The organism is Acinetobacter sp. AL9, from assembly GCF_041464035.1.
GTDB classification, from domain to species: Bacteria; Pseudomonadota; Gammaproteobacteria; order Pseudomonadales; family Moraxellaceae; genus Acinetobacter; species Acinetobacter towneri.
In genome coordinates, this window is the sequence record NZ_JAYFSK010000041.1 from 1 (window position 1) to 21,127 (window position 21,127).

Below are 21,127 nucleotides of genomic sequence, written 5' to 3' on the forward strand. Positions count from 1 at the left end.
CTATTTAAGTGATGTGCTGAAAAGGTTACCGACACACAAAGTGACCCAAATTGAAGAATTGCTGCCGCACTGCTGGAAACCTAAATCGAATTAAAAAATAGGTATGGGATTCAGCGGACGCTTACAAAGAAGAGGGTACATATGGATGAATACATTTATTTAATGACAAATACTGATATGGATAATTCAGTCAAAATAGGATATTCATGCAATCCAGTAAGGCGTTGTACAGAGCTGTCTGCTTCTTTACGTTACCCTATGCGTTTACATTGGTGTTGGCGTGTATCGGATATGGTTCTCGCAGAAAGAGAAATTCATAAACACTTTAGAGAACATCGAATAACTGATGATAGAGAGCATTTTTATCTTGATCTCGAGTTTGAAGAAGAAAAGTACCAAGATGAGAAATATCCTGATGAGTATAAAAGATTAGCTCTTGATGGGTTCATTGATGAGATATCTAGGATATTGAAAGACATAAAAGTTACTGTATATAAGGCTGATTGGGGACATGAAATCGCCAAAGATATGACCTTCCCAAATAAGAAGGCATATCTACGAATGCTACAGCCTGAATATGAATATTCCATTCGATCTAAGCGTAAACGATAATAGATCCTAAATTCACAACGTCCTCTACCAATCAAACCTGAGCACTTGTTTTACTCCCACATAAACAAGTATGGCATGACTAAACCTACTCAGGTTGATTGGTAGAGCACTTTGGTTTTACAAAGGAACCGTCTCTATTATTCTTATCATTGAGCGACTCACTCAAGGCACCGGAGGTGCCAAATTCAATGTCATTATTCAAGAACATATTCAATAAAACGTGTTTACCATGTGGATGCTGCTTGCATGAAATGCGATTTAATGGGCAATACTGCACATCTATGCAAATACAGAGCACTATAACTCACAAAGATTTGGCTTAGCCTAGTGCAATAAAAATCAATTAAATAATATATGCGTACGCACGTAAGTACTTACTTATCAATTACTTAAAACAAAATTTAGCTTTACATGACAGGATGTTTAATAGTATGTATGCGCTCTATTTTCAATAAGTACAGAGCACAAAATGGCTAATCAAACACCTTACCAGACAACATTGATAGAGATCACTGAGACCAATATCATTGGAACAAAGCACTTAACAGTAAAAATGGATGAACATCGCTATAAACAACTTAGGCTAAATGCTTTGGACAAGGACATGACTCACAGAGACATCATGCTAGAAGCCTTTGATCTTTGGATGAAAGTACATGGGACTACTTTCTAACTGCATCTAGATAAGGGGATTAGACCTTGGCACTTGGTTCCATCATTTACTGCTTACTGCCGATCTATTGCTCTCACCTTTTCGCCTAATCAACTACCTATCAAATGAAATTTGGTATGGTTATTTGAGTTCTTCTATACTTGTATCCGTCGAAGCAATGATGCTCGATAAACGTAATTATTAGGCAAGGATTGCCTCAAACCCAAAAGGAATTTGTTATGCAAAATTTAGTTGAATTCTCTCAAATAGACTCTGACATATCAGAAGAAGAGATAATACAACGAGCTGTTATCGCAGCTATAGAGCTATATGCAAAACGCTTACTTCCAACCAGTAAGCGAACAAAGTCTACTGTGTATATTAGCCCTGAGCTTGATAGTCATCTTAATTCTATCAAGGAATTTCTGGGTATAAGCCGTCAAGATTTAGTGGAAGAAGCTTTGATGTTTTACACCAGATGGAAGATCTACGCTAGACACATCAATCGCAGTATTCTAGACAAAATATAGGTCTAACAGATACAAAAAAGCCCTTAATGATTAAGGGCTTTTTTACATTCAAAGCACAGCTAACTTGAAACTATTATGGTTTTAATTTGGTTCTAAATTAGTTGCTATTCTTCACTAAGTTTCTTCAAAGCAAATCTGATAATTCCATTATGGGTTTGTCCATACTTTTCGGCCAACTCGACGAAGTCGCTTAAACAAAAGCTCCCAACGATGGGAGCTTTTTTCATCTAAGCAGTCTCATTTAGTGACTGCGGATAAGCATAATCATAAGGTGATACATATCCCTTGGCTTCAATATCCACTAAGTATTGACTCCACCACTGCATCATTCGCTTGCGCTCATAGAGATACTCTGCAACATGAGTGTAAGCACCTACTACATCATTGCGCTCCTGATGGCTCATCTGCTTCTCAATCGCATCTCTTTGGAATAGACCACACTCACCTAAAGCTGAACGTGCCATGGCTCTAAAACCATGAAAGCAGACATCCTTCTGTGTGTCATACCCCATACGTCGTAAAGCAACATTAAAGGTGTTCTCACTCAAGAATACTGAACTGCTAAAAGGACTTGGAAAAACCAATTCAGAATTTCCCCCTAGCCTCTTTACCTGATAAAGCAAAGCAATAGCTTGATCAGATAATGGAACAATATGCGGCTCTTTCATCTTAGACCCACGATCCGAATGCTTGATACCATTTACTTGGCTTCGCTTTGCAGGTAATACCCATTGCTGTTTGCTAAAATCAATTTCATCCCAACGAGCAAATCGGAGTTCAGATGAGCGAATGAAGATATGTAAGCCAAGTTCCATGCATAGTTTTGTCAACTCATCACCTGAATCAGCTCTAATGCGACGTATTAGCTCAGGTAATCTGTGAAGTGGTAATGCTGGTCGATGATTCTTAGGTGCTGAGAGATCAAGGCTCTCCATCTCTCGTGCATGGTTTACTTCAATCAAGCCATACTGCACTGCATAACTAAAGATGAGAATAAGGTCAGCTCGAATACGCTGAGCATTATCAGCACTCTTTTCATAGATATGGTTTAGTACTTTACGCAGATGCTTGGGACGAAGATCATCAATTGGATAATGACCTAACATTGGGAATAGATGATTTTCTAGTTTACGAATGCGCTTATACTTTGTATGTTCTTCTAATGGTTTGCGCTTGGCATATTGTTCAAGCCATTCTCTTGCAACAGATTCAAGAGAGTGCTTTACCTTATCGACCTTATAGTCTCCCCTCCCAAGAACTTCATCAACCTCTTTACCTAAAGCGATTGATCGTCTGTATTCAGCACCCTTCTCTCTTGCTAGAGCTAATGGTATTTCAGGAAATGTACCAAGCTTGATCTTATGTGTTTTACCAAAATCATCTCGTAGTCGAAGCATCCAAGTTCTTGCACCCGAAGGACGTACTACAAGACAGAGTCCATCTCCATCAAAGAGACTATATTCTTTGTCACTTGGTTTAGCTCGCTCAACTTGTCTTGCTGTTAAAGGTTTTGTTATTTTAGCCATCTGATTTCACCGTGAAAAACAAGGGAAAATCAGGTACTCATTTAGGGACTTATTTGCCAGAATGACCACCTGAAATCAGGCTAATAAAGTCATTGAGTTTTGAACGAACAGTTAACACAGGTTATTGATTTTAGACAATAAAAAAAGGCTCTAAGTCTTAATGTGCTTAGAGCCTTTTTAGGTAACTGGTCCCGAGGGTCGGACTCGAACCGACACGTCATCTCTGACAGCGGATTTTGAGTCCGCCGCGTCTACCAATTTCACCACCTCGGGTAGGTGTTGATGGGTATAATAAACTTTTTTGACAGCTTGTCAACGCAAGTTTTTTGCAATTGTTTAAAATTAAATCAGCTGTCATTTTTTTGATTTATAATCGACCAATTTCATCCATAAAACCTAAAAAAGCATATACTAGGCGCAGTTTTCCCAGTGTTCTAACTTGTTTTTATCATGCAGCTTTCTGACTTTAATTTTAATCTCCCCGATGAACTCATTGCTCGTTACCCACTAGCAAGTCGTAGCGCCTCTCGTCTGCTGCATCTTGATGCTCAAGGTCAGTATCATCACCATCAATTTACCGACTTACTGAATTTACTCGAAGCGGGCGATTTACTGGTACTTAACGATACCAAAGTCATGAAAGCGCGTCTTAAAGGTAAACGTGCCACAGGCGGTGCAGTGGAAGTCTTGGTAGAACGTCTGCAAGATCAATTTATTGCCCATTGCCATATTAAAGCCAGCAACTCACCAAAAGCAGGTGCAGAACTGTTTATTGGGCCTGATGCTGTAAAAGTGACCGTACAAGGTCGCCATGAAAACTTATTTATTGTCGAGTTTTCGCAGCCTATTTTAGACGTATTGGATGCCTACGGTCAGTTGCCGATTCCACCCTACTTTAACCGCGAAGCAGAAGCGATTGATACCGAGCGTTATCAAACCGTATTTAACGACCCAACAAAACTCGCTAGTGTTGCCGCACCCACTGCCAGCTTGCACTTTGATGAAGCCTTACTGCAACAGCTAGCAGATAAAGGCATTCAAAAAACCTTTGTGACCTTGCACGTGGGCGCAGGTACATTCCTGCCTGTACGTACCGATGATATTGCCAATCACATCATGCACAGTGAATGGTGTGAAGTTTCTGAAGCTGCCGTAGCGCTGATTCGTGAAACCAAAGCACGAGGCAACAAAGTTATTTCAGTGGGCACAACTGCCACCCGTGCCGTGGAAAGTGCTGCCCAAGCCCATGCAGGCAAACTTGCAGCGTGGTCGGGTGATACGCAAATTTTTATTTACCCAGGTTATCAGTTTAAAGTGGTGGATCGTTTGATTACCAATTTCCACTTGCCTGAATCCACCTTATTAATGTTGGTATCTGCGCTTTCAAGCCGTGAAAGTGTCATGCAGGCGTATCAACATGCTGTGGCGGAACGCTATCGTTTCTTTAGCTATGGCGATGCCATGCTGATTGATCAAGCTCAGACTTAATTTTCAAACTGTAAAAGAAACCGCCATGCCGCTCGATACCGTGCAACACTCCATTCATATTCGACGCAAGAAGAATCAGCGGGTATTTCGTAATATCGCGCGGTTATGGGATATTGGAAAAAAAGCGCAAAGCCATCAAGATATTTTGGATGGCTTGCACCCTTGGCAAGATGACATCACCCTCAAGTTTGAAAATGTTTTGCCTGTCCTGCTTGGCATTATAGGTGTGTTGTTCTGTTTATTGCTCTTGATTCAACCGAGTAATATTTGGCTGCAATTCTGCTTGCTGATTGGGTTAGGCTGTATCTTCTGGGCATTTATTACCTATGAACAAGACGACCCCATTGAAGAAGTCATCACTTTTTTAGAACAAGAAAGCATTGCTCAACGCTATCAACTGGCATGGCAGCAACCACCGCAACATCTTGCCCGAACCCTACAACCCGTTTATTTGATTGCCCATTTAAAAAGTCTGTTCCCTTTATTTAATTTGGGGAATCTGTCCAATGAAATTCGCCGCTACGCCAGTACAGTTTGGCAAGATCAACAAGGCAAGCAGCATCAGGTTTTGGTATTTGAATATCGCTATGTCAGTGAAACCCGCATTAAAGATCAAAATGGCAATGACTACAAAGTACGTGAAGTGGTGCGACATTTATCGGGCGTATTTGTCTTTGATGTGCAGCTACAAGGTTTAGCCGTTACCTCAAACAATAAAACCTTTGGTGCGCCTTATCATGTGCCGTGGCATACCAGTGACATTCGCCTGAATCAAAAACTCAACTTTTTTGGCAGTGATGCAATTCAACTGGCGCGTACGCTCAGCCCTGCAATGGTGTTAAAACTGGATGATTTTTTTCAGCATCAGCAAGGTGATTTGTTATTTCACCCTGAGCGGAACACGCTCTGTTTTTTAGGCAATCGCAACCTGTTTGAAATTTCCAGTAAAGCAAAAAATATTCAAGATATTTCCGCATTGCGTGGACACTTACGCACTTTTAAATTACCTTATTTAGAACAATTACAGACAGATTTGGTTGATTTTCTGGACTAAGAAAATCATCTTGGGGCAAAACATGGGTATCGCAATTTTTCTTTTGGTTGTCATCATCTTGGTGATGCTGGGCATCATGATTCGTAACAACATCGTACGCCACCACAACGCCACCATCCGCGCTTGGGCAGATGTGACCAGTTTTGAACGACAGAAGTTAAAAACGCTTGAAGAACTTGCGCCAGTGGTCGAACAATATGCAGGTATGGAAAAAGGCACTTTAGAAAAAGTGACTGAACTGCGCCAAAATATTATGAACCTAAACATCAACAATGCCGATGTCAGCCAATTACAACGTGTTGAAGCCTTGAGCAAAGAATTGATGCGCAGCTTGAATGTGGTGGTCGAAAATTATCCTGAACTCAAAGCCGACCAATTGTATTTAAAAATGATGCATGAAATTGATGAGCAGAACGAAAATGTCGGTGCTGCGATTACTATTTATAACCGCAATGTCGAGTTGTTTAATAACTATATTCAGGTCTTTCCCAACAACATGATCAACACTGCAACCACAGCGAAAAAGCCTGTGCGTGCCTTTCGGGACAACGGTGCAGCACAAAGTTTTGATTATCGTCCAAACTTTTAAGCCATTGAATGCTAAGCCACTCATTTAAAATTATTTTTCAATACATAAATAAAAACAGCAAGCACGAAGCTTGCTGTTTTTTTCAGATTTCAACTAAACACATGACTGTGTCAGGTACTGCACCTGATTACGTCCCTTATTTTTTGCCAGATACAACAATTCATCGGCTGAATGCAGAAAATCGACCACATTGTGATATTGCTGATTTTGATGATAGCTATTTACACCAATACTCACAGTGACTTGGGTAATCTCCCCTGTCTTGGTATGTGGAATTTCCAGCGCATATACTGCCTGCCTAAAGTTTTCAGCAAGTTGTACAGCATCTGCCAATGGTGTTTCAGGCAATAGCACCACAAACTCTTCACCACCAAAGCGAGCCACAAAGTCAGATGCACGCGCAAAGTGTTGTTTAAGCAACTGCGCCACACTAATCAAACAATGATCACCCTGTAAATGTCCATAATTGTCGTTATAAGGCTTGAAATGGTCGATGTCGATAAACAAGAGAGACAATGCATGTTGATGACGCACAGCACGTTTAAATTCGTTTTCTATACGCTCACTGAGCGCCTTTCGATTGGCAACCAAGGTCAGCGGGTCTTGTAAGCTCAAAGCCAGATTTTTGCGACTCAACGCTTCGAGTTCCAACTCCATTTGTTTACGCGCAGAAATATCAAACATAAACCCAATAATCGCCACAGTTTCGTTATTTTCACGAATCACATGCACCACATCACGAATCCAGACATAATCTCCTGTAGCGGTTAAGGCACGATAATCCGCTTCGTGGTCTGTGCCTTGATCGGACAGACTCACACACATATTCACGGTCTTGTCCCGATCTTCAGGATGCATCCGATCAATCCAATCTTGTGCAGTTTTCCAGCTGTCTTGCGTCCAACCCAGTAAAGACTCAATTTGTGGGCCAATATAGCTAAAAGCTTTGGTTTTCCAGTTAATCTGCCACGGAATTGCATTCGTGGTTTCCAAAAGTGTTTTATAGAATTGGTCTTCTTTTAGTGCACTGTTTAATTCACTCATAGCCCACCTCTATGAATTGATTTTAATTACAATTTAACAACTTAAGTGAGCTTTGACTACAATTTGTTTTGTCTTATTGACATTTTTCTCAGCTTTGACACAATCATGAGGTTGAGCAAAATATAAACAACAATTGCTCAAAACATAAATCCCAAAATAAAAAGTAAGCCGATAAAATGTTAGAACATATTCAGAACCTGAAAAACACCCTCATTCAAGAGTTTTTCCAACTCTATGAGCAATATGAACAAGACCAAATTTATGCCTGTGTACTGGTCTTTAATGAATATCTTGGGGTCGATTATTTAGCTGTTTCAAGCCAACGCAGCCTGTTTAATGAACAGGAAGATGAAGCACAATATTTATCTGAAGTAAATAAATGGAATATAGAAAAATGGCGTTATCGCACTCAAGCCAACAATTCTAGCGGTCTGCATCAATTTAAAAATATTTTTGCAGATTATTTTAAACAGCGACATATCTATGGCAATCCTCTGCTGAATTCCAATGACACGCTGCAATACAACCATCTTGAACTTTTACTGGATATATTTCAGCAGGCTAAACAATCTTTATCGGGCGCTTATGGCTTAGATTTAAGCCAAATTCTGTTTTTTATTCATGTGCCCAAACAGGTCGATGTAGAAATCCACTCAGCGCAATTTCTAAACGCTCCAAGTGCTTTGCTCGATGAATTCCTGCACAACAAAGCGCCTCAAACCACGATGGAACAATCCACCGCACAACCCAAGCTCAAACTACAACAAGTGGATAAAGACTTGCTGATTGATCTGGCACAACTTTTAGAAGTGGAACCGTATGATTATTTGAGCATTGCACATGAAGCCTATTTGCTCACATTAGAACCGAGTTTTATCACTTGGAGCGTAAAACCTCGTGGTTCAGCACGAGGATATAAGCGACTGGCGTAAGCCATACGACATGGAATGTCGTATTAAATATCTTTGTTGTTCATTACTTAAAATATTATTGTTAAAATAAGCACATGAAAACACTTAAACTCCGCATAAAAGACAAACACGCAAAGGTGCTGATTAAATTAGCATCTGAGGTGAACTTTGTTTGGAATTATGTGAATGATTTAAGTTTTAAGCACCTAAAAAGAAAAGGTGAGTTTCTATCTGCATTTGATATTGCTCAATACACCAAAGGCGCATCTAAAGAGTGTGGTTTGCACAGCCAAACCATACAGGCTGTCACCGAAGAATTAATCACACGCAGAAAGCAGTTTAAGAAAGCCAAACTCAAATGGCGTGTTAGCAACAAGAAGTCAGCAAGAAAATCACTTGGATGGATACCGTTTAAGAAAGTAGCGATCAAATACGCTGATGGATATGTTCAATATGGTAAACATCAATTCAAACTATGGGATAGCTATGGATTAAGCAAATATGCTGTTAGAACTGGTTCATTTGTTGAGGACAGCCGTGGGCGTTGGTACGTGTGCCTTGTGGTCGATTCATCGAATCAAGAAAAACCAACAGCAACCAAAGCCATAGGTATTGATCTAGGTTTAAAAGATATTGCAACCTGTTCTGATGGTACGGTTATTTCAAACCCCAAGTTCTATCGCCAATACGAAAAGAAATTAGGTATTGCTCAACGAGCAAGGAATAAAAAACGTGTACGTGCATTACACGCCAAGATTGCAAATTGCCGTAAAGACCATTTGCATAAGGCAAGTACATTACTTGTTAAAAATAATGCACTCATAATTGTAGGTGACTTAAGTGCCAAAAAGCTTGTAAAAACTAAAATGGCAAAGTCTGTTTTAGATACAGGGTTTTCAGCACTAAAAACAATGCTCAAGTATAAATGCGAGAACGCAGGGGTAATGTTTGAAGAAGTCAATGAAGCCTATACCACCCAAATCTGTTCGTGCTGCGGTGAGATCACCTCAAGTAGTCCGAGAGGTAGGACAGGTCTTGGAATAAGAGAATGGTCATGTGAGTGTGGTGTCACTCACGATAGGGACTTAAATAGTGCCATGAACATTCTTGCGCTTGGGCATAAGCGTCTAGCTGTAGGAATCACCTCCGTTTAAGGGAGGTGAGGATGTCAATGACAGTAATTTATATATTCAGCGTTTAATTCAGCACGTTGCTGCAATGGACAATCATGAACAAGGTGAAATTGCCTTACATAAAGAAATTACCCAACGTATTCAGCAATTTTACGCCATGTAAGCACAATGGATTTGAACAAAATATTTACTCGCAATTTTTACCAAGGAAAACGTATCTCAACTGGCAATTCCGTGCAGAATCTAGGAAAATATTGCACTTTTAGCACGAACAATCAGCGAACTGTTTTTTCGCCTTGATTTGGAACATATATGAAGTTTGAGAAATTAGGTCAGTCGGGGCGCGCCCGTCGTGGTCGTTTAACACTTGCTCATGGTGTGGTAGAAACCCCTGTGTTTATGCCTGTGGGGACGTATGGCACAGTCAAAGGCATGCTGCCACGCGATATTGAAGAAATTCAGGCACAGGTTATTTTAGGCAATACCTTTCATTTATATTTGCGTCCAGGGCTAGAAGTGATTCAGCAACACGGCGGTCTACATGAATTCATCAAATGGGATAAGCCTATTTTGACTGACTCTGGTGGCTTTCAGGTGTTTAGCTTAGGCGCAATGCGTAAAATTAAAGAAGAAGGTGTGACCTTCCGTTCGCCTATTGATGGCTCAAAGGTTTTTCTTTCGCCAGAAATCTCGATGGAAATTCAAAAAACCTTGAACTCTGACATCGTGATGATTTTTGACGAATGTACGCCTTATCCTGCAACACATGAAGAAGCGCAAAAATCTTTGCAATTGTCTTTACGCTGGGCAAAACGCTGTAAAACCCATCACCATGATGAACTACAAAACAGCAACGCGCTGTTCGGGATTATTCAAGGCGGTATGTACGAAGATTTACGTGTTGAATCTTTAAACGGCTTACTTGAAATTGGTTTTGATGGTTATGCCATTGGCGGTCTTTCGGTGGGTGAACCGAAAGAAGAAATGATCAAAGTACTGGATTATTTGCCAGCTAAAATGCCAGAAGATAAACCACGTTATTTGATGGGCGTCGGCAAGCCAGAAGATATTGTGGAAGCAATTCGTCGTGGCGTCGATATGTTCGACTGCGTGATGCCAACCCGTAATGCGCGCAATGGTCATTACTTTGTAACCGATGGCTTGGTGCGTATTCGTAACAGTAAGTATCGTCATGACCAAAGCCCGCTCGATCCGCATTGTGATTGCTATACTTGCAAGAACTTTACCCGCGCTTATTTGTTTCATTTAGAAAAATGTGGCGAAATGTTGGGGTCAATGTTGGGCACTATTCATAACTTACGTTATTACCAACGCTTTACCCAAGATATTCGCAATGCCTTAGATAACGGCACTTTCGATGAATTTGTACAGGACTTTTATGCCCGTCGTGGCCTAGAAGTACCGCCTTGTCCTGAAGATTAGTCTTTTCAGTATTTGCGCTGAGTAAAAAGACAAGGTAAATTGCAGAACAAACCCAATTTATTATCAGATCACTGATCGCCAGTTTTTAGTTTAGGAAAATGAAATGAGCCTTTTTATTTCGACCGCTCACGCAGCAGGTGAAGCTGCACAACAACCAAGCCTTGTGGCTAACCTTTTAATGATTGCAGTCTTCATTGCAATTTTCTACTTCCTGATTTGGCGTCCACAATCAAAGCGTGCCAAAGAGCATCGTACACTGATTGAAAGCTTGGGCGTAGGCAGTGAAGTGGTATTCGCAGGTGGTCTTATGGGTAAAATCACGAAAATTGAAGGTGATTTTGCAGTGGTAGAGCTGAACCGTGGTGTAGAAGTAAAAGTACAACGCGCGAGTGTCATTTCAGTTCTTCCTGAAGGCACATTAAACAACCTCTAATCAAAAAGAGTCGTGCTCACGCACGACTTTTTCATTTTAAGAAGAAAATAAATGCGTTACCCAGCATGGAAATATCTGCTCATCCTCGTTGTTCTTGTGGTGAGTACATTATATGCCCTGCCTAGCTTGTATCCAGATGAACCTGCTGTTCAAATTTCAGGTGCCAAAGCTGGTACCCAAATTGATCAAAGCATCATACAAAAAGCAGAGCAAATTTTACAATCAGAAAATATTGCCAGTCATGACAACAGCTTTACCAACAATGCTGCATTGTTGCGTTTAGACACCTCAGAAGCCCAACTCAAAGCCAAAGAAGCTTTACGTCGCGGTTTAGGTGATGACTATGTCGTGGCACTGAACCTTGCGCCAACCACACCAGAATGGCTACAAAAAATTGGTGCAAAACCAATGAAACTCGGTCTGGACTTACGTGGTGGTGTGCACTTCTTATTAGAAGTGGATATGGACAAGGCCATCAGCCAGCGTATGGAAACTTCAGCCACCGATTTACGCCGTCAATTGCGTGACAACAAGCTGAAATTTAATAGCCTTTCGCTGAATAACAACACCATCACCCTACAGTTTGCCAATAATGCAGACCGTGATGCAGTGATGGATTTCTTGCGTCGTAACGGCAATGAATACACACAGCAAGCTGTAGCCACCACAGAAGGTTCTAGCTTACGTCTGAACTATACCGATGTCCGTAAACAGGAAATTCAGTCGTATGCGGTCAATCAGAACTTAACTACTTTACGTAACCGTATTAACGAGTTAGGTGTGGCTGAAGCTTTGGTACAAACTCAAGGTAGCAACCGTATTGTAGTGGAATTGCCAGGCGTACAAGATACGGCTGAAGCGAAGCGTGTACTCGGTCGTACTGCTAACCTCGAATTCCGTTTGGTGTCTGACTTAAATGATCAATATATTGATCCGTACACAGGTCAGGCGACAGGTACAGTACCACCTGGCACAGAAGCGTTTGCCTTTGAATCTTTGGACAGTGGTCGCCAATTATTATTGAACCGCAGCCGTATTTTAACGGGTGAGCGTGTTCAAAATGCGTCGAGTGGTTTTAGCCAAGATACAGGCGGTGCAGAAGTTAACATTACCCTTGATGCTGCGGGCGGTAAACTCATGGCAGATGCGACGCGTAACGCTGTGGGTAAACGTATGGCGGTATTGTTTATTGAAAACAAACAACGCATTAGCTATGTGACCGATGAAAATGGCACACAAACTGAAGTACGTACGCCATACACCGAATCTGTCGTTATTAATGCTGCAACCATTCAGGCAGTATTGGGTTCGCAGTTCCGTATTACAGGTCTAGATTCTCCACAAGAAGCCTCTGAATTGGCCTTAATGCTTCGTGCTGGTGCTTTGGCAGCGCCAATGTACTTTGTCGAAGAACGTGTGATTGGCCCAAGCTTGGGTCAAGAAAACATTGATAAAGGCGTATTGTCGACTCAGATTGGCTTCATTTTGGTCGCAATCTGGATGGTGGTGTTCTTCCGTCTGTTTGGTCTGATTGCCAACTTCGCTTTAGTGTTTAACTTAGCCATGATTTTAACCGTCATGTCTTGGATTGGTGCATCACTTACCTTGCCGGGTATTGCGGGTATCGTAATTACCATTGGTATGGCAGTGGATGCCAACGTCTTGATTTGTGAGCGAATACGAGAAGAAATTAAGTGGGGTGCCTCGCCAAAACAAGCCATTGTGGCAGGTTATGACCGAGCGTATAACACAATTTTCGACTCGAACTTAACCACATTCTTGGTGGCATTCATTCTGTTTGCGATTGGTACAGGCCCAATCAAAGGCTTTGCTGTGACGCTCATGATTGGTATTGTCTGCTCGATGTTTACTGCGATTACAGTGACCCGTGCAATTGTACAAATCATCTACGGCAAAAAACGTAACTTGAAAAAGTTGAGCATTTAAGGAGATCACTGATGACTGAGAATACTCAACTGCCTTCAAAAAAATATGGCCGCCCTGATGATGAGCGCGTGATTCCGTTTATGAAGATTGCTTTGCCTGCGGCATTGCTTTCTATTCTATTAACGGTTGCCAGTATATTCTTCATTGCCACCAAAGGTTTAAACTTAGGTTTGGACTTTACTGGGGGTATTGCTGCAGAACTCAACTATAGCAATCCAGTAAAAGCCACCGATGTTTCTAACGCATTGGTCAAAGCAGGCTTTAACGACCCTGTAGTACAAACGCTTGGTTCAGACCGCGACCTAATGGTACGTATGCCTGTGCAAGAAGATGTTGAAGCAGAAGACTTAACCAAAGCAATTACTGCTGCGGTACAACTACCAAATAACACGGCAACTGTGCCAAAGGTAGATGTAGTGGGTGGTCAAGTCGGTAATGAGCTATACGTGCGTTCTGCGGGCGCTGTGGCTTTAGCACTGTTATTGATGTTGGTTTATGTCACCATTCGCTTTGAATTCAAACTGGCAATGGGAGCGGTACTGTCATTGTTCCACGATATTATTGTGACACTAGGTATTTTTGCCATGATGCAATGGCCATTTGACCTGACTGTATTGGCAGCGTTATTGGCGATTATTGGCTTCTCACTCAACGATAACATTGTTGTATCTGACCGTATTCGTGAAAACTTCCGTAAAATCCGTGGTGCAACACCACTTGAAGTGGTAAACATTGCGCTGACAGAAACTTTACGTCGTACCATTCACACCTCTATGACCCTATTATTGGTTGTAGTCGCGATGATGCTCATGGGTGGTGATGGTCTGAAATGGTTCTCGATTGCGATGTTTGTGGGTGTCTTTGTCGGAACATATTCATCTATTTACATTGGTACAGCCTTTGCCTTATGGCGCGGTTTGAACCGTCAGGACTTCATTGTTCAAGTCAAACCTGAATTTGAAGGTGAAGAGCAAGAAATTCCTTAATGCATTTCTGCTGACACCAACATTCAAGCCTATCTTCGGATAGGCTTTTTTGTGCCTTAGCATTGCGATATTTACGCTGACGTTGCGATGTTAATGCTGAATAATATGAATCTGTGGAAACTGAAAGCCTACGCAAGATGGCGCTGCTCGCCATGCTACGGTCAACATACAATCTGATAAACGAAAGTTTTGATAGGCAAAATGCCCAATCTGTGGATGATGACAAATGCCGCCCTGTGCATTGGGATGCATACGAGTATCCAACTCATTCAGGCTTAAACGAATCCCTAAACCTGATGCTTTCAGCACTGCTTCTTTAGTTGTCCAGACACGAAACCAATAATCAGCGTCGTGTTCCAAATCTTGCCAGTATTGGAGTTCATTGGGATGAAACGCATGCTGTGCCAAAGCATCAAAACGTACCTTACGTTCTAAGTCTTCAACATCTATACCTAGATCTTGCACCTGTAAGCTGCTTGCCAAAGCGTAATGTTGACGGCTATGGCTATGGTTAAACTGCAATTGAGGGAATGCCGTCAAAAATGGTTTACCATGTAGGTTACGCTCAATATCGCTGTTTTGAATATCTTGTGCCAAGTATCCAGACAACAATTGATTCCGATGCCGATAAATCGCCTGTTTTTGCTGTTGAATCTGTTCACTGCGTACAGCACTTGGATCGGGACTAAAAATCTGCTGAATGCGGCTAACATTCACACAAATTTTTTTAGGTGTTTTATTCATCCGCCCTTCTCCATTTTGGCTGAAATACGATAGAAAAAAACCAGCAAACATGCTGGTTTTTTAAAGCGTGCTCGCTTAGCTGCCTTGCACCAAACGACGTGCGCTGATAATCCCTGGTTGCTGCTCTAAACGTGCCAACAAACGAGAAAGTTGCGCCAAGCCTTTAACTTCAATTAACAATTTCATATTGGCGATACCATCACTTTCAGAAATAGTATTCACCTGACGAATGTTAATTTGATCGGCAAAAATCACTTGGGTTAAGTCTTTGAGCAAACCACGGCGGTCATAGGCTTCCACCACAATTTGCACGCTTTGACCACGGGTTGGCTGCATTTCCCAATCGGCTTCTACCGCACGTTCAGGTTCGTTGCCAATCATACGCACATAGTCCGAACACGCCACTTTGTGAATACTCACACCACGGTTCAGGGTAATATACCCCGCAATCGCTTCACCATGCACAGGCTGACAGCATTGTGCGATATGCAGTTCAACGTTATCCAAACCATCAATCAAAATGCCATGTGCCGATAAGGTATGGCTGGCACGTGGGTTCAAGGTTGGCTTCAACACCAGTTCAGGTTCATCCTGATCTAAGTGCATGTGACGATTGACCTGATTAATTAAGGCATGCAGGCTAATATCACCATTCACCAAACCAATCAGAATGTCTTCACCTGTTTTGACGTTAAAGTGATTGCAATAATCATTTAAATCAATACTTTTTGGATGAATCGCCAAACGTGACAATTCTTTATTGAGCACTTCACGCCCAACTTCCAGATTTTTACTGCGGTCTTGCTGTCTAAACCAATGACGCAGCTTATCGCGCGCACGTGCTGTCTTAATATAACCTAAAGAATTCACCAACCAATCACGGTTCGGTTCACGGTCTTTTTTGGTCAAAATCTCGACCTGCTCGCCTGTTTTTAAAGTATAGGTGAGCGGCACATAGCGCTGATTGACCCGTGCGGCATAGCATTTATTGCCGACTTCGGTATGCACATGATAAGCAAAGTCCAGCACCGTTGAGCCACGTGGCAATTCTTTAATATCACCATCACGGCTGAACACATAAATTTTCTCAAAATCTTCAAACTCTTGGATTTGTTCAAAGTTTTCAGAATCATCATCTTCTTTATGTGCGCTGGCATCGTTACGTTCCTGATAATGCTCCAAAACAGAACGCAAAGAATGTAAACGATGATTAAACGAATGGTCTGTGGCTTTAGAACCTTCTTTATAATTAAAGTGTGAACATACCCCAAGCTCGGCTTCTTCGTGCATATCTAGGGTACGAATTTGCACTTCAAGCGACTTGTTTTCTGCAATTACGGCAGTATGCAATGAGCGATAACCATTGGCTTTTGGATTGGTAATGTAATCATCAAACTGGTGCGGAATATGCCGCCACAATTGATGTACGATGCCCAAAGAGTGGTAACACTCTGGAATGGTTTTCACCAAAACACGTACAGCACGAATGTCATAGAGCTGATCGAAGCTGAGGTTTTTACTCTTCATTTTTCGATAAATCGAATAAATGTGTTTCACCCGCCCGCTAATTTCGGCATGAATACCATTATTGCCCAGCTCTGTACGCAATTGCTCAATTACGTTTTGAATGTAGTTTTCACGCTCCAAACGCTTTTCATTCAGTAACGTCGCAATTTCTTTATAACGGTCTGGCGCCAAATAACGGAAGGCTAAATCTTCGAGTTCCCATTTCAGTTGGGCAATGCCTAAACGGTGTGCCAATGGCGAGTAAATGGTTAAAATTTCTCGCGCCACACGCTCCTGACGTTCTTTGGAAGCGGTTGCCAACTCACGTAATGAATAGGTACGTTCTGCCAGTTTAATTAGCACCACGCGCACATCTTCCGTCATGGAAATCAGCATTTTATAAATGCCTGTTAAATGTTCACGCTGGTTATTATTAAAATGGTCTTCTAAACGCTTATTTTTCTCAATCAGTTCAGACAACTTACCCATCGACAAGGTGCCTTTGATCAAGCCATAAACTGCTTCACCAAATTCTTCACGCACTTCATCTAACTGCATGACATTTTCACGCACACTACGATAGAGCATGGCTGCAGACAAAGTGTCTTCATCGACATGCAAGTGCGCTAAAATATTCGCCATCTCAATACCTGTATATAAGGTATGCGATGGATGACTGACGTCTATTTCCAGCTCTTTTTTCAGGGTGTAATTGGCAACGCGTTCTAATTGTTCAAGTGCCGCCCCATCGTAAATCCCGCGTACTCGGTCTAGCCATTCTGCTAAATCCTGTCGGGCTTGCTCGGCATGTTCTACAGTCGTTTCCTCAGACAGTTCATTTAAACGTCCAGGAAGTTGTTCACGTACTGTGACCATACCCTTCTCCTACCTCTATGTACTTCATATTATAAATCGTTTATTTGCTTTTCTTTCTCAAACAAGGCAATGGATTCGACATGCCCCGTATGCGGAAACATATCCATCACGCCTGCTTTTTTCAATTGATAGCCCTGCTTGACCAATACACCTGCATCCCTTGCGAGTGTGGCTGGATTACAAGACACATAAACGATTCTATCTGCGCCAAATTTGGGCACATAATACATCACTTCCTCTGCGCCTGAACGCGGAGGGTCAATTAATAATGCCTCAAATCCTTGATTTGCCCAAGAATGATGCGAAAAATCTTTTGTTAAATCTTGTGAATAAAACTTAACATTGTCTAAATCATTACGTTGTGCATTCTCTGCACCACGCTGCACCATTTGCTCTGAACCCTCTACAGCAACCACCTTTCCTGTTGCACCTACACAACGTGCAAGCGGCAATGAAAAGTTGCCTAATCCACAAAACAGATCAAGCACCCGATCACCTGATTTTAAGTTAAGCAAATCACATGCCAGCTTAACCATTTGTGGATTAATTGTAGAATTGACTTGGGTAAAGTCTTGGGGATGAAAGCCAAAATTCACATCAAAATCATCTAAACGATAATGCAAACGCATTGCTGCATGCGGATCATCAACCCGATGCAAACTGTCTGGACCTTCAGGCTGCAAATACAATTGCCAGTGTTTCTGTAACGCAAACTGCTGTAACTGGTTGATATCGGCTGCAGATAGTTGTTCTGTATGCCGCACCACCAAAGCAATCTCTTGATCTCCCATCGCCAATTCTATATGACCAATATGGGCCTTGCCTGTTAGACTTTGGAGTAGCTGCTTGATTCGTGTTAACGAACCAAATGCCTGATCCAACACCATACAGCGGTCAATTGAGGTCAGTTTATTGCTATTGCGCTCACGAAAACCGACCACCAATTTGTCTTGACTGGCAATATAACGCACCCCAACACGGGCTTTGCGGCGATAATCTTCACGCTGTGAACGCAAAGGCGCTAACCATTCTTCAGGCTGAATTTGCGCAAAATGTTGCAGATGCGACTGCAACACCTGTTGTTTGAGATGAATCTGCTCATCCAACTGAATATGCTGCATGCTACAACCACCGCAACGCTGATAATGTGGACATTGTGGCGTAACCCGTAATGTCGAAGGCTCACCCAGCACTTCTAGACACTCGGCTTCTTCTAAGCGTTTGTTACTATGCGTAATTTTGGCGCGTACTGTTTCACCAGGCAATGCGCCCTCTATAAAAACTGTTTTCCCCTGCTTCTCGGCTGGATGACCCGACTGAGCTGTGTAGTGTGCAATCCCGCGCCCTTCATGTGACAACGATTCCACCTGAAAGCAATATTCAGCCTGCTGCGTGGTACGGTTTTTACTGCGATGTTTCATATCAGTCTAAATATCGGAAGATGGGGAAGATTGAAAAGGCATCACGGATTCATTTGAAGGCGTGGTGACACTTTGTTCAGGAAAATCTGTACGGGTAAATTCAGTTTGCTGCGAACTGTGCTGCCACACGCTTAAAAAGTCTGCATGCTGCGGCTGAGTATGCAAATATTGAATGGTATGCTGTACCCATAAAGTATGCTCTTCAAGCAGCAATTGCCCTTTGAGCAGCAGCCAACGCAAATAAATCAACCAAGTATTTAAGACATCGCCTTCACAATAACGCGTCAGCCTCGACCATTCACCGCTTTGCATAAATGCAGGAACATGATAGCCCGCATCTACACGCTTACCCGGAAAACCTAGCAAATACGCAATGTCATCCAACTTTTGGAAATGACGACCATTAAACATTGCCATCACATCCATTAAATCGACATGACGCTGATGGTAACGGTTTTGATAATTGTTATAGCGCTTTTGCTGATCAATCTCACCCTGATCAAATAAACTTGGTGCAGACAGCCCGTGATACATGGCGCGGAATAAAATCACTGGCAAATCAAACTGCGAACCGTTCCAACTGACCAAAGTCGGATGACGCTTATCAAAAATAGACAAAAACTTTTTCAGCATTGTCGCTTCGCTGTCGTGTTCACGGCTAAAGGAAAACAGCTTCATGCCGTGTTCATCAATCCACAAGCCTGAAATACACACAATTTCATGCAAAGGCAAACGCTGAAAATCGGTGCCCGCCTCTTGGCGACGCAACTTCATTAATGCTTGTTCAAGCTCTGCTTCGGGTAAATCGAGTTGATATAAATGCGCGCCTGACTTCAAATCGGTAACGGTTTCTATATCGAAAATCAGCACAGGTAAACGCATAAAATCTTACTCAATGGGTGATAGAAAAATGAATATCACAATTCAGTATCTTGAACAGAGAACAAACCTGTCGATAAATAACGATCACCACGGTCACAAACAATACAAACAATCACTGCATCTGGATTTTCTTCGGCAATTTTTAAAGCTGCCCATACCGCACCGCCCGATGATGTGCCTGCGCTGATGCCTTCTTTTTGCGCCAGTTTACGCATGGTTTTTTCCGCTTCAATTTGCGGAATATCAATAATACGATCAACACGACTACGGTCAAAAATGGTTGGTAAATATGCTTCAGGCCAACGGCGAATCCCTGCAATACTTGAACCATCTGAAGGTTGTAAACCAATAATTTGAATCTCTGGATTTTGTTCTTTTAAGTATTTAGACACCCCCATAATGGTGCCTGTTGTGCCCATAGAGCTGACAAAGTGGGTAATTTTACCGCCCGTTTGCTGCCAAATTTCAGGCCCTGTGGTCAGGTAATGTGCTTCAACATTATCTGGGTTACCAAATTGGTTCAGCACCAAGCCTTTGCCTTCGCGTTGCATTTGCAAAGCCAAATCGCGCGCGCCTTCCATGCCTTGTGCTTTAGTCACTTCAATCAATTCTGCACCATAGGCACGCATGGCATCTTTACGTTCTTGGCTCATATTGTCAGGCATGATCAGCTGCATTTTATAGCCACGCATAGCTGCAACCATCGCCAAAGCAATGCCGGTATTGCCACTGGTTGCCTCAATTAAAGTATCGCCCGGTTGAATTTCACCGCGTTTTTCTGCCTGCATAATCATGTTGTAGGCAGGACGATCTTTAACAGAACCCGCAGGGTTATTGCCTTCCAGTTTTGCCAAAACCGTTGCCTGCGTATGACTTGCCAAACGCTGCAAACGCACCAATGGGGTTTTGCCCACATAATGATCTAACAAAAATTCATCACTTTGGAAATCTGATTGGGTATCAAGCATGGTCTGCACCAATATCAAGGTGGGCTTATTGTATGAAAATTTGCACCTTCCTGCACGTTTTTCACAGGCTTTTTATCAAAACAGCAATACTCTGCCGACAATTTATGCATCACTCACTGCCTACACAATTCTAGGCAAGATGAACACAATTTCAGATTGTCTTTTGCGGGATGGATGCAAAAAAATGCACACCGATTGATTGCGAGATGCAGCTGAACCACTCGCACCAAACAGATGAAAACACAGTCAGGAGAATTGACATCCTCCCCCCCTTAAAAGAGGGTGATTCCTACAGCTAGACGCTTATGCCCAAGCGCAAGAATGTTTAAAGCTGAGTTTATATCTCGATCATGAGCTGTACCACAGCTCATGCACTCCCATT

Annotated in this window: 21 protein-coding genes and 1 tRNA gene; 13 read left to right on the forward strand and 9 right to left on the reverse strand. The window is 42.2% G+C overall.

Annotated features, from left to right (window positions below; translation table 11 throughout):
* The 4 genes from ACEO2X_RS09835 to ACEO2X_RS09850 form a co-directional block, all read left to right on the forward strand.
* Window positions 1–94: transposase domain-containing protein (locus tag ACEO2X_RS09835; RefSeq protein ID WP_046889966.1), on the forward strand; the 94-nt coding region annotated here is incomplete at its 5' end.
* A 47-nt stretch (window positions 95–141) separates the two neighbouring features.
* A complete protein-coding gene (locus ACEO2X_RS09840; RefSeq protein WP_180073120.1) occupies window positions 142–612 on the forward strand; it encodes a GIY-YIG nuclease family protein in 471 nt (156 codons plus the stop codon).
* Between the two features lie 469 nt (window positions 613–1,081).
* Window positions 1,082–1,285 (forward strand): hypothetical protein, encoded by a 204-nt coding sequence (locus ACEO2X_RS09845; RefSeq protein WP_034121061.1) that lies wholly within the window; start codon window positions 1,082–1,084, stop codon window positions 1,283–1,285.
* A 218-nt stretch (window positions 1,286–1,503) separates the two neighbouring features.
* Entirely contained in the window at window positions 1,504–1,794 is a 291-nt protein-coding gene (locus ACEO2X_RS09850) for a hypothetical protein (RefSeq protein WP_180073119.1), read from the forward strand.
* Window positions 1,795–2,021: 227 nt separating this feature from the next.
* Here ACEO2X_RS09850 and ACEO2X_RS09855 read toward each other — a convergent pair whose 3' ends face one another.
* The gene (locus tag ACEO2X_RS09855) at window positions 2,022–3,320 is read right to left on the reverse strand and encodes a tyrosine-type recombinase/integrase (protein WP_371971953.1); all 1,299 of its coding nucleotides are present in this window, start codon (window positions 3,318–3,320) and stop codon (window positions 2,022–2,024) included.
* A 186-nt stretch (window positions 3,321–3,506) separates the two neighbouring features.
* Window positions 3,507–3,593, reverse strand: a tRNA-Leu gene (locus ACEO2X_RS09860).
* A gap of 177 nt (window positions 3,594–3,770) precedes the next feature.
* On the opposite strand from ACEO2X_RS09860, the gene queA reads away from it, so the two are divergent.
* From queA to ACEO2X_RS09875, 3 genes are read left to right on the forward strand one after another with little or no spacing between them, the layout of a single operon-like run.
* On the forward strand, window positions 3,771–4,808 hold the full coding sequence (gene queA / locus ACEO2X_RS09865) for a tRNA preQ1(34) S-adenosylmethionine ribosyltransferase-isomerase QueA (protein ID WP_371971955.1): 1,038 nt from the start codon (window positions 3,771–3,773) through the stop codon (window positions 4,806–4,808).
* Between the two features lie 25 nt (window positions 4,809–4,833).
* Entirely contained in the window at window positions 4,834–5,862 is a 1,029-nt protein-coding gene (locus ACEO2X_RS09870) for a hypothetical protein (RefSeq protein ID WP_004974951.1), read from the forward strand.
* A 22-nt stretch (window positions 5,863–5,884) separates the two neighbouring features.
* Window positions 5,885–6,451, forward strand: a complete 567-nt coding sequence (locus ACEO2X_RS09875) for a LemA family protein (protein ID WP_004974950.1) — start codon at window positions 5,885–5,887, stop codon at window positions 6,449–6,451.
* Between the two features lie 93 nt (window positions 6,452–6,544).
* Here the strand turns inward: ACEO2X_RS09875 and ACEO2X_RS09880 are convergent, their stop codons facing one another.
* Window positions 6,545–7,495, reverse strand: a complete 951-nt coding sequence (locus ACEO2X_RS09880; protein WP_004974949.1) for a sensor domain-containing diguanylate cyclase — start codon at window positions 7,493–7,495, stop codon at window positions 6,545–6,547.
* 176 nt (window positions 7,496–7,671) lie between these two features.
* Between ACEO2X_RS09880 and ACEO2X_RS09885 the strand changes: the two genes are divergently transcribed.
* The 6 genes from ACEO2X_RS09885 (at window position 7,672) to secF (ending at window position 14,348) form a co-directional block, all read left to right on the forward strand.
* Entirely contained in the window at window positions 7,672–8,427 is a 756-nt protein-coding gene (locus ACEO2X_RS09885; RefSeq protein WP_004974948.1) for a DUF4303 domain-containing protein, read from the forward strand.
* 74 nt (window positions 8,428–8,501) lie between these two features.
* Complete coding sequence (locus tag ACEO2X_RS09890) at window positions 8,502–9,560, forward strand: RNA-guided endonuclease TnpB family protein (RefSeq protein ID WP_167846297.1); 1,059 nt, start codon at window positions 8,502–8,504, stop codon at window positions 9,558–9,560.
* 291 nt (window positions 9,561–9,851) lie between these two features.
* Window positions 9,852–10,982, forward strand: coding sequence for a tRNA guanosine(34) transglycosylase Tgt (tgt, locus tag ACEO2X_RS09895; protein ID WP_004974942.1), 1,131 nt, complete (start codon window positions 9,852–9,854; stop codon window positions 10,980–10,982).
* A 103-nt stretch (window positions 10,983–11,085) separates the two neighbouring features.
* Window positions 11,086–11,415, forward strand: coding sequence for a preprotein translocase subunit YajC (yajC, locus tag ACEO2X_RS09900; protein WP_004974939.1), 330 nt, complete (start codon window positions 11,086–11,088; stop codon window positions 11,413–11,415).
* Between the two features lie 51 nt (window positions 11,416–11,466).
* On the forward strand, window positions 11,467–13,362 hold the full coding sequence (secD, locus tag ACEO2X_RS09905) for a protein translocase subunit SecD (RefSeq protein ID WP_004974938.1): 1,896 nt from the start codon (window positions 11,467–11,469) through the stop codon (window positions 13,360–13,362).
* A gap of 8 nt (window positions 13,363–13,370) precedes the next feature.
* Window positions 13,371–14,348, forward strand: coding sequence for a protein translocase subunit SecF (gene secF / locus ACEO2X_RS09910; protein ID WP_171062595.1), 978 nt, complete (start codon window positions 13,371–13,373; stop codon window positions 14,346–14,348).
* Window positions 14,349–14,438: 90 nt separating this feature from the next.
* Here the strand turns inward: secF and ACEO2X_RS09915 are convergent, their stop codons facing one another.
* The 6 genes from ACEO2X_RS09915 to ACEO2X_RS09940 all read right to left on the reverse strand — a co-directional run.
* Window positions 14,439–15,092: a 4'-phosphopantetheinyl transferase superfamily protein gene (locus ACEO2X_RS09915; protein ID WP_004974936.1), complete on the reverse strand. Its 654-nt coding sequence runs from the start codon at window positions 15,090–15,092 to the stop codon at window positions 14,439–14,441.
* A gap of 75 nt (window positions 15,093–15,167) precedes the next feature.
* A complete protein-coding gene (locus ACEO2X_RS09920; protein ID WP_180073115.1) occupies window positions 15,168–17,474 on the reverse strand; it encodes a bifunctional (p)ppGpp synthetase/guanosine-3',5'-bis(diphosphate) 3'-pyrophosphohydrolase in 2,307 nt (768 codons plus the stop codon).
* A 29-nt stretch (window positions 17,475–17,503) separates the two neighbouring features.
* Complete coding sequence (rlmD, locus tag ACEO2X_RS09925; RefSeq protein ID WP_104852528.1) at window positions 17,504–18,895, reverse strand: 23S rRNA (uracil(1939)-C(5))-methyltransferase RlmD; 1,392 nt, start codon at window positions 18,893–18,895, stop codon at window positions 17,504–17,506.
* A 6-nt stretch (window positions 18,896–18,901) separates the two neighbouring features.
* Complete coding sequence (locus tag ACEO2X_RS09930) at window positions 18,902–19,777, reverse strand: 3'-5' exonuclease (protein ID WP_004974933.1); 876 nt, start codon at window positions 19,775–19,777, stop codon at window positions 18,902–18,904.
* A gap of 35 nt (window positions 19,778–19,812) precedes the next feature.
* A complete protein-coding gene (cysM, locus tag ACEO2X_RS09935) occupies window positions 19,813–20,745 on the reverse strand; it encodes a cysteine synthase CysM (RefSeq protein WP_179988696.1) in 933 nt (310 codons plus the stop codon).
* Window positions 20,746–21,017: 272 nt separating this feature from the next.
* Window positions 21,018–21,127: zinc ribbon domain-containing protein (locus tag ACEO2X_RS09940; RefSeq protein WP_179994364.1), on the reverse strand; the 110-nt coding region annotated here is incomplete at its 5' end.